The 12,651-nt window shown below is 57.4% G+C and carries 7 protein-coding genes; 3 read left to right on the top strand and 4 right to left on the bottom strand.

Annotated elements, in window-relative coordinates; translation table 11 throughout:
- The first annotated feature begins 146 nt into the window (after positions 1-146).
- Together ACOYW0_RS24145 and ACOYW0_RS24150 are read left to right on the top strand one after the other, a co-directional pair.
- Positions 147-1,427 carry a Y-family DNA polymerase gene (locus ACOYW0_RS24145; RefSeq protein ID WP_482416273.1) on the top strand — a complete coding sequence of 427 codons (1,281 nt, stop codon included), beginning with the start codon at positions 147-149 and terminating at the stop codon, positions 1,425-1,427.
- Between the two features lie 64 nt (positions 1,428-1,491).
- Positions 1,492-2,307, top strand: a complete 816-nt coding sequence (locus ACOYW0_RS24150) for an SDR family NAD(P)-dependent oxidoreductase (RefSeq protein ID WP_482416274.1) — start codon at positions 1,492-1,494, stop codon at positions 2,305-2,307.
- 91 nt (positions 2,308-2,398) lie between these two features.
- Here the strand turns inward: ACOYW0_RS24150 and ACOYW0_RS24155 are convergent, their stop codons facing one another.
- Positions 2,399-2,692 carry a hypothetical protein gene (locus ACOYW0_RS24155; protein ID WP_482416275.1) on the bottom strand — a complete coding sequence of 98 codons (294 nt, stop codon included), beginning with the start codon at positions 2,690-2,692 and terminating at the stop codon, positions 2,399-2,401.
- A 1,249-nt stretch (positions 2,693-3,941) separates the two neighbouring features.
- On the opposite strand from ACOYW0_RS24155, the gene ACOYW0_RS24160 reads away from it, so the two are divergent.
- Positions 3,942-6,119, top strand: coding sequence for a SulP family inorganic anion transporter (locus ACOYW0_RS24160; protein ID WP_482416276.1), 2,178 nt, complete (start codon positions 3,942-3,944; stop codon positions 6,117-6,119).
- A 1,231-nt stretch (positions 6,120-7,350) separates the two neighbouring features.
- Here ACOYW0_RS24160 and ACOYW0_RS24165 read toward each other — a convergent pair.
- The 3 genes from ACOYW0_RS24165 to ACOYW0_RS24175 are packed head-to-tail and all read right to left on the bottom strand — an operon-like array spanning position 7,351 to position 12,446.
- Positions 7,351-8,907, bottom strand: coding sequence for a hypothetical protein (locus tag ACOYW0_RS24165; RefSeq protein ID WP_482416277.1), 1,557 nt, complete (start codon positions 8,905-8,907; stop codon positions 7,351-7,353).
- Positions 8,908-8,924: 17 nt separating this feature from the next.
- Positions 8,925-10,655 carry an adenine deaminase gene (gene ade / locus ACOYW0_RS24170; protein ID WP_482416278.1) on the bottom strand — a complete coding sequence of 577 codons (1,731 nt, stop codon included), beginning with the start codon at positions 10,653-10,655 and terminating at the stop codon, positions 8,925-8,927.
- A gap of 12 nt (positions 10,656-10,667) precedes the next feature.
- Positions 10,668-12,446 carry an adenine deaminase gene (locus ACOYW0_RS24175; protein WP_482416279.1) on the bottom strand — a complete coding sequence of 593 codons (1,779 nt, stop codon included), beginning with the start codon at positions 12,444-12,446 and terminating at the stop codon, positions 10,668-10,670.
- Between the last annotated feature and the right edge of the window lie 205 nt (positions 12,447-12,651).

A 12,651-nucleotide genomic window follows, 5' to 3' on the forward strand; every position in this document is an offset into this window, starting at 1 on the left:
CCGTGCCACACAATGCCCAAGACCCGCAGAGATCATGGGGCGGGGCCGCCTTGGGTAACAAATCCTTCCAAAAGGTTGCCCGAGCCTTTATTCTGTGATTGTATCCCTCATCAGGAACCCGAACCATCACCTTTATCGAGGCACCCATGGCCCGTTTTGCCCTTGTGGACTGCAACAATTTTTACGTCTCCTGCGAGCGCGTGTTCAACCCGACCCTTGTGGGTCGCCCTGTCATCGTCCTTTCCAACAACGACGGATGCGCTGTGGCGCGTTCCAACGAGGCCAAGGCCCTGGGCATCGGCATGGGGGCTCCGGTCTTCACTCTGGAGGCCCTGCTCAAAAAGCACGACGTGGCCGTCTTCTCCTCGAACTACGCCCTCTACGGGGACATGTCCCGACGGGTGACCATCACCCTGGGCCAGCTGGTGCCGGACCTTGAGGTGTACTCCATCGACGAGTCCTTTCTGGACCTTTCCACATTCCGGGCGGCAGATGTTCCCGGCCTGTGCCGCACCATCGCCCAAACCGTGACGCAGAACACGGGCATCCCGGTCTCCGTTGGTGTGGGGCCCACCAAAACCCTGGCCAAGGTGGCCACGGGCTTTGCCAAAAAATGCCCCAGCCTTGGCGGGGTCTGCGATATCTGTGATCCGGTCTGGCATGAACGGGCCCTTGCGGCCACGCCGGTGGGCAAGGTGTGGGGCGTTGGCAGGCGGTATGCAAAATTCCTGAAGGTTCGGGGGATCAACACAGCCCTGGACCTGGCAAAGGCGGATCGGGCCATGATCCGCAAACGCATGGGGATCAACGGTACCCGGATCATGGACGAGCTCTCCGGGATCTCCTGCTACCCGTTGGAGGCCAATCCGCCCACAAAAAAAGGGGTCGGTGTATCCCGCACCTTTGTCAGGGGCATTGATGACCTCCGGGAACTTCGGGAGGCCCTCTCCTCCTATGCCGAACGGGCCGCTGAAAAGCTTCGAAAAGACGGCCTCCGGGCAGGCTCCATGGAAGTCTACGCCATGAGCAGCAGGTTCCGCAAAGACGATTTCTACTACAACACGGCCACGTTCCGGTTCCCGACCACGACCTCGGACAGTCCGGAGATCATCAAGGGCGCCCTTAAAGCCTTTGACACCATCTACCGGGAGAACACCCCGTTCAAAAAACTCGGGGTCCACATGCGGGAGCTGACCCGGGAAGCCGCGGAACAGCAGCTTCTCTTCGATACCATGGACCGCACCCGCTCTTCGGCCCTGATGAAAACCGTGGACGCCCTGAACACATCCATGGGGCGGCGTACCGTGGGCTACGCTTCTTCCGGGCTCGCCGCAAGCCGCCTGGCCCCCAAGGCCTGGCACACCCGGTTTAACCACAAGTCCCCTTCCTACACCACGCGCTGGGATCAGGTCCTTCGGGTGACCTGATCGTCCACGCAACCCACCGGGGCGGCATGATAGCCAATGCGCCCCAAGAAGATCGGGAGGAAGCATGGAACCGAAAACCATTCTCCTTACCGGAGCCACCGACGGCATTGGCCTGGAAACGGCCAGGATGCTGGCTTCGGACGGCCACACCCTGTTGCTGCACGGGCGCAACCCTGCCAAGCTTGAATCGGTTGAAAAGGTGCTGGCTGCATTGCCCGGTGCGGGGCCAATGTATGGATATGTTGCGGACCTCTCCCGGCTGGCCCATGTGGAAACCATGGCAAGAGCGGTGTTGGAGGCCCACGACAGCCTTGATGTGCTGATCAACAACGCAGGGGTGTTCACAGCACCTGAAACCGAGACGCCGGACAGGCTGGACATCCGGTTTGCGGTCAACACCATTGCACCCTATCTCCTGACCAGGCGCCTGCTTCCCTTGATGGGCGCCACAGGCCGGGTGGTCAATCTCTCGTCTGCCGCGCAGGCCTCCCTTGCCCCCAAGGCGCTCCATGGCCCGAGTCGGCTCGGCGACGGCGCTGTCTATGCCCAGAGCAAGCTGGCCCTGACCATGTGGTCCCGCCACATGGCCCTCTCCCTCAGGGATAAAGGGCCGTCCGTCATTGCGGTGAATCCCCGCTCCTTTCTGGGCAGCAAGATGGTGAAAGAAGCCTATGGCAGAGACGGCGCCGACCTGGGTATCGGCGCGGACATTCTCTGCCGTGCCGCCCTTTCCGAAGAATTCGCCCATGCCTCCGGCACATATTTCGACAACGACGTGGGCCGGTTCGCCTCACCCCATCCCGATGCCCTTGACGAGCAGAAATGCAGGGCGGTGGTGCGTGAAATCGAAACGATTCTCAGCGGTATGGCCCACCGTTAAACCTCGAGCGTGGTTTGACGTAACGGAGCTCCTCCGGCCTGTCGGCTCCCGCACCGCCTGACGCAATGGGATCCGAGGGCCTCAAACATGTCTATCCCCTCCCCTTCTTGATCATTTTTTTCTGCTCTTCCCGATAAAACGATACGATTTGATCCACGGCCTGGTATTGCCGTTCCAGAAGATCTTCGGTGATGGTGCGAAGCCCCCATTTTTTGAAATCGATCTGGAGGCCGTTTCCACCCGGGGCCTCAGCGTTCTCCAGTTCGGAAAATAAAGCTCCCACGGACGTGAGGAGGCGGTGAACGTCTTTGATGGCATCGCAGAGTTCAGAGATTTCCGACCCTGAAAACATGCCGGGGCCGGGCAGGCTGTTTGGTGAGGTCATGGTGAATCCCCTGTATTGGGTGTGAATCGTAAGTGGATCTCCATGGGTAGAGATGGATCGCCCCGATCACCCACGGCGCACCCCTGGTCAACCCGGATATTTCATGGGAAAAATCGAGAAATATCCGGACCGTGGAGTCGCCGGGCACACCGCGGGTGATTGAGGATAAGTAAACAGAGATCGCATTGAGAGATACGTCAACAGCGGTTATGGCTTATCAGTCCGCTATGGCATGCTCCCTGCGCATTGTTCACCAATCACTACCCCGCGGGAATGTACAACGCCGTTTTAGCAGGGGAAAGATGCGCAACGTTGCGCGGTTGAAGGAAAATACGACTTGAAATGGGGATGGGTGTGGTGTAAAAAACCGTGTAGCCATGACGACCTCCGTAGAAGGTTGTTTTGGTCAGGCCTGGCAGGATGTTGGTGCATCCTGTCGGGTCGCATCATGAATTCCAAAAACGTCGTAATAACTAGTTATTACATCCCAGCCTAATTTCATATTTTTACCGTGTCAATAGTTTTTTTGTGGTAAATCCTTGGGGTTATTTACTTCTATTCTTTCAGAACTACCCTGTCCCATTATGGAAAATGTCACGAAAATTAAACATTATAGTCTTGGCTGGAGATTCCTGTATATCTTTGGATGTATGGCTCTTTTTGTCTCATTGAACTGGACAGTAAACTCAGTGGCTATGGCTTCTGTCTACACATGGTTGTTTCTGTGCTCCATGGTATCTTTGATGTGCTGATTGTTATCGTTCCAATTTTATTCCTGATTGTAGCAACACGATAACGGGCCCGGTTTGGAGCCGTGGGCCTTACACGCCATGGATTCTGCCTTACTGGCCTGATCTGAAAACCTGTTCAATATCGGTGTGCTGGAAGGTTTTCGGTGCGCACGGCGCACCCTACGATTTTTCGTGCTCTGTGGGAACTCGTTAGACTGCACGTGCCGTTTTGTGTCATGCGGGCCACCGGCCGCAGCCCCCGATAACATCATATCAACCTTACTTAATTCCTCTTTTTGATATGTCGCTTTTGCGACCCCGTTCTTGTCTTGGTGTAGTACGTATGTTAATTCATTGTTTGGTAAGCATAATTTGCCCCGGATGGTGAAGGGGGATTCTTGTCTTGTTGTGCCTGGTGATTTGCTTAATTTCTGGTGGATATCTGTACAGGATCGTAAGCAGACGGGGACCACCGTTTGCCAAACCATAACGCTCCACTGTAGAGGGGGAAAACCCACATGCTAACCAGGATTTTTCCGTTTTTATCATGGTTCGAGGCGTACGATTCAGGCACATTCAAAACCGATCTCGTGGCCGGTATCACCGTTGCGATGGTGTTGATACCGCAGTCCATGGCGTACGCCCAGCTTGCCGGGCTTCCGGCGTATTACGGTCTGTATGCGGCATTCCTGCCGCCCATGATCGCAGCGCTGTTCGGGTCGAGCCGCCAGCTGGCCACAGGGCCGGTGGCCATTGTCTCCATGATGTCCGCGGCCTCCCTTGAACCGCTGGCCACCGCAGGGAGTGCCCAGTTCATCGCCTACTCTGTGCTCCTGGCTCTCACCGTGGGGATTTTTCAGTTTCTTCTGGGGGCACTTCGCCTGGGGCTGGTGGTGAACCTTCTCTCCCATCCTGTGGTGAACGGGTTTACCAATGCTGCGGCCATTATCATCGCATCCAGCCAGTTTTCAAAGCTCTTCGGTGTGTATGTGGACAAGGCTCCCCATCACTACCAGACCATTATCCATGTTATTCAGTCCGCCCTTCATTACACCCACTTGCCCACCCTGGGCCTGGGCGTCTTTGCCATTGCCGTCATGCTGGTGCTCAAACGCGTGGCGCCAAAGGTTCCCAACGTTCTGGTGGCCGTGGCCCTGACCATTGTCCTGTCCAAGGCGTTTCATTTCAACAACGATCAGGTGGTGACGACGGCCGACATCCATGCCCCTGAGGTCCTTGAGACCATTGCCGCATTCAACGATGACATCCGATCCATTGAACGCCTCGCTGAGGAACGGGCAACGCTGAACAACGGGCGAAAGGAATTGCCTAAGGGCGTGACGCCCCGGGCGCCTTCCTCGGAACAGCTTGAATTCGATTACAGGTTGGCCATGATCAACGCGGAAATCCAGGGGCTCAAAGAGGCCTCCCGGCAAAAGCGCGAAGCCCTGAGACGGGTGCACCTCCTTGCCCCGCACGAGACGGCGGGCGAGCTCGGATTCTACGTAAGCGATACCCTGCCACCGGGCATGAAGACCGATGGCCGCACATGGCGCATCCGGGTAAAAAACCGGGTCATCGCAGACGACGCCATTGAGATGATCGGTGCCGGAGCCGTTGTGGGAGAGATCCCCCGGGGCTTGAAATTCAGTGTTCCTTCCGCACCGGAGAACAGCAGCTACCTGGCGGCTTTTGCTCAGCTGTTGCCCTATGCGGTGATTATCTCTCTGCTTGGGTTCATGGAGGCCATCGCCATCGCCAAGGCCATGGCTGCCAAAACAGGACAGAAGCTTGATCCCAACCAGGAGCTCATCGGCCAGGGCCTTGCCAACATGATCGGCGCCTTTGGTCAGAGCTACGCGGTCTCCGGGTCTTTTTCCCGTTCTGCGGTCAACCTTCAGGCCAACGCGGTGAGCGGGATCTCCTCTGTGGTCACCAGCATCATGGTGGCCCTGACCCTGCTCTTTTTTACCCCCCTTCTCTACCATCTTCCCCAGGCAGTGCTGGCGGCGGTGATCATGATGGCGGTCATCGGGCTGATCAATGTGCGAGGGTTTGTCCATGCGTGGAAGGCAAAGCGGGCCGACGGCGTGATTTCCGTGGTGACCTTTGTCTGCACCCTCTACTTTGCCCCCAATCTGGAAGAAGGCATCTATGTGGGGGTGGGCATGACCTTTCTGGTTTTTCTTTTCAAGAGCCTCAGGCCCCAGGTGGCGCTTCTTTCACGATCCCATGATGATTCCCTCAAGAGCGCGGAAAAATACGGGCTCAAGGAGTGCGATCACATTGCCGTGGTCCGTTTTGACGGGGCGTTGATCTTTACCAACGCCACCTACCTTGAAGACAAGGTCCTGGCGTATATCGCCGAAAAGCCGGATTTGAAGCATGTCATTATCGAAGCCAGCGGAATCAACGACATTGATGCATCAGGGGAAGAGGCCCTGGCCATTCTGGTGGAGACCGTCCGTGAAAGCAATCGGGACGTCTCTTTCAGTGGAGTGAAGGAGAGGGTCTTCGACGTGTTGAAGCGAACCCATCTTCTGGAGACCATCGGCGAGGATCATTTCTATGTCACCGGCGACGAGGCGTTGAAATCTGTCTATGAAAAGATACACCGGGAGGGGGAGTGCCAGTCATGCCCCCTTTCCACCTACCTGCCCAGGGAAGAAAAATCCCTTCACAAGGCCCTGGCCTGATGGAAAAGGAAAGGGGCATGCGGGTTGCCTTACGGCCCCATGCCCCTTCCCTCCCCGTTTTATACAGATACACAGTATGGATCGTTTAGCCGGACGGCCGGGATTATATTTTCTGTGGCTTAAATAAGTTTGATGGGCATGGAGATTGATTTCTGGTATTCATTTAAGGATATACGTGTTGACGCATGGCGATTGCCGTGCTCATTGATTGGGCGCGTCGATACGATCCGTGACGGATGCTTCTTTTAACCGTAAATGTATGAGGAAGCCATGTCGTGCCTCGCAGATTTTAAAGTCTTACCGATTTTAGAAGACACAACAGACAAGATTGTTTCTGACCATCTGGCAAAAAGGGATTCTTCCCTTTTGAAGAAAATCACACGGAAATTGTCCACCGCTACAAGCCGGATCATTCGGAAATATATTTTTCGGAATATTTATTGAGTTCTTAGGCCCCCGCACCGCTTGACGCAACGAGGGCCATCGGCCCTACGCCTTTTGCGGTTTCGGTTACACGGGTGCCTTTTAAAAAATCGTTTAAACTCGGTTTGTTGGATTTCTTTTGGTGCGCACGGCGCACCCTACGGTACATCGTCTGCTGTCGAAACACGCGGCGGTATGCCTCATTGTCGACGTTCGGTTTTTGTAGGGTGCGGCCCCCGCACCGTTTGACGCAACGAGGACCATCGGCCTTACGCCTTTGGCGGTTTCGGTTACACGGGCGCCTTTTAAAAAATCGTCTAAACTCGGTTTGTTGGATGCCTTTCGGTGCGCACGGCGCACCCTACGGCACATCGCTTACTGTCGAAACACGCGGCGGTATGACTCACCGTCAACGTCCGGGTTTCGTTGGGTGCGGCCCCCGCACCGCGTGACGTAACGAGGGCCATCGGCCTTACGGCTTTGGCGGTTTCGGTTACACGGGTGTCTTTTAAAAAACGTTTAAACTCGGTTTGTTGAATGCCTTTCGGTGCACACGGCGCACCCTACGGTACATCGACTACTGTCGAAGCTCGCGGCGGTATGACTCATCGTCGGCGTCCGGTTTTCGTTGGGTGCGGCCTTACGCCTTTTTCGGTTTGGCTGCACGGGTGTTTTTAATTGAGCCGCCCTTAACCCCTCCCCCACAAACACCAAACGCCCTTCGGCGCGAAGCCGAAGGGCGTTTGGGTTTTCATCTTCTATTCTGAGCTCTGGCCCCGGGCGTTACACGGCCGGAGCACCGGAGCCGTTACACATAATCAAAATCTTCTTCGGCGTCGAACCACTTGCCGCGTCCCAGGTGGAGGACGAAGCAGACGCAGCCCATGACCACATAGGCGAGGACAAACTCGGAGGTGGGGAAGAAGCCGAGCATGGCGCTGTGGATAAAGCCGAACGCCGAGAGGCCCGCTGCGGCAAAGGAGACGATGGCGGCTTTGTCCAGGCGGCGGTCGATGATGAACACCACGAAGCTGCTCAGGATGATGCCGATGATGATGGCACCGGCTTTCACGGCGGGGACGCCGTTCCACATGACGCCTGCTTCCATGAGGTTCTGGGTGACTTTGGAGCCGTAGCCTGCGAGGCCGGAGGCCTGGGTTTCGGCCCAGACACCGGAGATGCCCACGGCGCCGGTTACCTGGGTGTAGAGAAAATCGGCGATGGGGGGAACCATGGCGATGCCCACACCGGCGTAGTGCTTGGGCTTGCAGTCCTTAAAGGCCTGGGCCAGCATGATGGTTGCGCACCAGAGGTAGGTGATGGCCGCCACCGCAGGGGGCACCAGGGCGCTGAAAAAAGTGAACAGACCAAATATCCCGGAAAGCCCCAGGAGAAGCCCGCCCAGCCAGGAGAACCCGATGCAGGCCCCGGCCTTTTTGAGACCGGCATGGCCCAACCATACGGTGTTGGGAACCACACCACCGAAGAGGGCGGAGATCATTGTGGCCACGCCGTCTGCGAACTGTGCGTTGCGGACGTTGTAGTTGTCCCCAGCAGCGTTGGCAGCTTCCACGTTGTCCATGGTCTCAATGAAGTTGTAGACCTCAATGGGAATGATCACGGAGAGGTAAGGCAGCACCACGGCAAACCCGTTGAGCAGCGCGTCAAAGGCTCGAACAGGGTTGGGGGTGTAGAAGCCGATGCCGCTGAAGTCGATGGAGGTGCGGCCAAGGACAAGGGCGTACACAATGCCGCCTACGATGGCAACCGCAAAGGGAGGCATGCGCTTGGGAAACAGGTACCCGCCGAACACGCCCATGACGGCCACGGCCAGGATGGGCAGCCCCACCAACGGATCGCTGTAGAGGTCGAACACGCCCTGGGTGGACATCCAGATAAAGCCGATGCCGGCCACGGTGCCGAGGAGGGCTGCACGGGGAATACGCTCCTTGAGCCAGGGGCCGATGAATCCGCCCAGGAACTCGATGAACCCGCCGATAAAGCAGGCAGCAACGGCTGCGGACCACTCCAGTTCAGGGTCGCCGAGTGCGTAGTGCAGCGGCATGATGACGCCGAAGAGGATAACGAACATGGCAGGCGTGGACACACCCGAGGGCAGCGCGGTGACATCGGTGCGGCCTTCGGTCTGGGCCAGGCGCCAGGCGTTGTAGGCATAGTAGAAACCACTCACCAGGAGTCCCATGGAGAGGCCGGGAATCACGCGTCCGTAGACAATCTCGTCCGGCCATCCGAGGACACCGGAGAGGGTCGCAATGACAATGATATAGTTTACGATGTTGTTGGCCAGGATGTAGGTGAGGCCGCCAATATCGCCTTTGCAGAACAAGGGTAACTTCGTACTCATCTTTTTAAGCCAGTCCTTTATGCTTCAATGGAAATGAAATCAAAACGGGTCACATCAAACAGCCCCATGTCGGTGAGCTTGATCTCCGGGATCACGGCAAGGGACATAAAGCAGAGGGTCATCACCGGCTCCACATCGCCGCTGACGGACAACACCTCATGGGCTTTTTCGTGGATGGCCGTGAGGCGCTCTTCCACCCATTCGCCGCTCTGGTCACTCATAAGGCCTGCGATGGGCATGGGCATGCTCTCCACCACCTCGCCGTTGTTGGCCAGGACAATGCCGCCGCCCTGGGCAATGAGGGACTCCACGGCAAAGGCCATGTCCTCGTCGGTGACGCCCACCACAATGATGTTGTGGGAGTCGTGGGCAACAGACAGGGCAATGGCGCCCTGCTTGATGCCGTAGCCACGGAGAAGTCCCACGGCCACGTTGCCGGTGTTCTGGTGGCGTTCCACCACGGCCACCTTCACCACGTCCTTGTCCGGGTTGTGGAGGAATTCGCCGTCGCTGGTGCGGGAGATCTCTTCAACGCCTTTTTCGGTGACCACGCCGCCGGGCAGGATCTGGATGACGTGGGCCTTGTCGGAGTTGATCTTAAGGGAGAGTTTCTCTTTGGAGAACTCCTTGACCTTGAAGTGACCCTTGGTGGCGGAGATGTCGTGGCGCGTGACCTCGGGCAGGTAGGCACCGCCGTCTCCCACCAGGGCTCCGTCGATCCATACCTTTTGAACGGCAAAATCGCTCAGGTTGTCAAAGAGCACGATGTCGGCCTTCAGGCCCGGGGCGATGGCGCCTCGGTCGGTGAGCTCGTAGCACTCCGCAGCGTTTAAGGTGGCCATCTGGATGGCCATGATGGGATCGATGCCCTCCTCCGCACAGATGCGCAGGTGGTTGTCCAGGTGACCGATGCTGAGGATGGTCTTGGGCTGGCAGTCGTCCGCGCAGAACAGGCAGCGCCTGCTGTTGGCGGCGGTGACGCCTTTGAGAAGGTCTTTGAGGTTGTGGCAGGCAGAGCCCTGGCGCATGAGCACGTACATGCCGCGGGCAATGCGGTCGTGCATCTCCTCCACGGTGGCGCACTCATGGTCGGTGCGGATGCGGGCGGCGGCATAGGCGTTGAGGTCGTTGCCGAAGACGCCGGGGCTGTGCCCGTCAACGGGTTTGCCCGCACGCTTTGCCACCAGGAGCTTGTCCAGGGAATCATCCAGGCCGTTGACAACGCCGGGAAAGTTCATGAACTCGCCGAGGCCCAGGACCTCGTCACGCTTGATGGGCTCTTCCATGGCCTGGGCGTCGATGGTGCAGCCGGCGTGCTCAAAGGGTGTTGCCGGCACGCAGGAGGGCAGCATCATCTGTACGTCCAGGGCAGTGAGCTTGGATGCGGAGATCATGTAATCCAGGCCATCAAACCCGCAGACGTTGGCGATCTCGTGGGGGTCGGCAATGATGGTGGTGGTACCGTGGGGAACCACCAGGCGGCCGAGCTCCTCCGGGCTTACATAAGATGATTCGATATGGATATGGCTGTCGATGAACCCCGGGGCCGCGTACTGGCCCTTGGCGTCCACTTCGTTGGCGGCGGCATACTCGCCCACACCGGCGATGAGGCCGCCTGTGACGGCAATGTCGCCTTCCACGATGGTGCCGTTGTATACATCAACAACCTTGGCGTTTTTGATAACAAGGTCGGCTTCAACGCGGCCTGCGGCCACATCGATCAAATTTTTCAGCTCTGTCTTTTTCATGGGTTTCCTCCCCTACTTCGCCGGGGTAAGGCCAAGAATGGGGTCAAAGGTTTCAAGGGCGATGCAGTCCACAGGCCCTACGTCCGTGATGGCGTAGTCGGGGATCGCCGTAATGGGCAGGAAGAACATGTACATCAGGGGCTCGGGCAGGTCGCAGCCAAGGGCCTGGGCCGCCTTGTTGAGCAGGGTCTCCTGATGCGCGATCTCCTTTGCGTCCAGGTCGCTTGCAATGCCGCCCACGGGCAGGGCAAGGAACTCGATGATTTCTCCACCTTCAACAATCACCTGGCCGCCGCCGTTTTCAATGAGATGGTTCACGGCAATGGACATGTCCTTTGCATCGGCGCCCATGACCACGATGTTGTTGTCGTCAGGTGCTGCAGAAGAAGCCATGGCTCCTTTCTTCAGTTTCCAGCCGGAGCAGAACGCCAAGGACTTGTTGCCGTTGCGGCCGAACCGTTCCACCACGGAGACCATGAGGGCGTCCTGCTCGGTATCGGGCTGGACGATGTGGTTCTTAACCTTCAAGGTCACGTCGCGGCGTTTGCGGACAAAGGGGCCCACCACGTTCATGGAGAGAACCTCTGCGGTGCCCTCTTCCATGTCCACGCGGTATTCAAAGTCGGCCTGGGTGGTTTTCTCGCATTTGAGCTCGCTAGAGAGCACGGTGCTGCGCTTGGGAGCGTTCAGTTCGTAAGTCAGGTCCCTGCCTTTGGAGACCAGCTTGCCGTTGGTGATCACCGCCTCGACGTTGAAGGTCTCGGGATTGTCCACCACGAGGATGTCCGCAAGCTTGCCCGGGGTGATGGAGCCCACCAGGTGGTCCACACGGTAAGCCTCGGCGCTGTTGATGGAGCCCATCTGGATGGCGGTCATGGGATCGACACCCTCTTTGATGGCCAGGCGGACCACGTGGTCCATGTGCCCTTTCTCCAGGATATCCGTTGCCGTGACATCATCGGTGCAGAAGCTCACGCGGCGCGCAAAGGCGGGGTTCACCTCGGTGACGGCGCGGATGTTCTCTTTCAGGAAATGGGTAACGGACGACTCGCGGATCAGCATGTGCATGCCGTTTCGCATCTTTTCCACCACCTCTTCATGATCGTAGCTCTCGTGGTCGAGGCGGACACCGGCACAGAGGTAACCGTTCAGGTCCTTGCCGCGGGCCATGGGGGCACATCCGAAGATGGGCATCCTGTTGGCCTGGGCCACAGCCAGGGCTCCCAGGGTGTCCTCGTCTTCTTCGATCACCGCTTCGCGGACCGTCTCCCACACGCCGAAACACTCCGGCCACGTCTGGACCTCTTTGTGGGTCTCTTCGGTGAAGTTGTAGGATACCGTGGATTTGGGGAAGGTGTACGGGGTCTTGTACGGGGCTCCCCAGAAGACTTTCAAGGGGCTTTCCTTGATCTCGGCAAAGACTTCCTTCAGGCCTTCGATCCCCGACACGGAGATGTACTCGTCAAGGCCGGAGACGATGCAGGTCGTTCCACAGGGAACCACCGCCTTTGCAAAGCTTGTGATGCTGAGTTTGCTGCACTCGCTGTGCAGGTGCCCGTCGATGAGGCCGGGTGCAAGGTACTTGCCGGTGGCGTCGATGATCTCGGTCTCTTCGCCGATGTAGTCTGTCACATCACCGATGGCGACGATGATCTCATCATAGATGGCCACGTCTGCGGGGTAGATTTCACTGGACATGACATTGACCAGCTGACCGCCTCGTACGACTTTGTGTGCCGGAACAAGGCCACGTCCGGCCCGAATGAGTCGTTTCAGCCTATCTTTACCCATTTGCATAAATCCTCCTATAAATAGTTATGAGATAGGCCGTCCATTTCTGGCAAATCAGGTTTCCCGTCCTGCAACACATATCTCGACGAATTTATGAAAGATTACAAGCGCTTACAAAAGAAGCTATGTTGTGGATGAGGGGCTATATTAAACCATATGGAAATTATTTCAATCTTTTTTGAACAAGACGAATTGAGGAGATGGT

This window comes from Desulfoluna sp. HI9BLuna, from assembly GCF_056829775.1.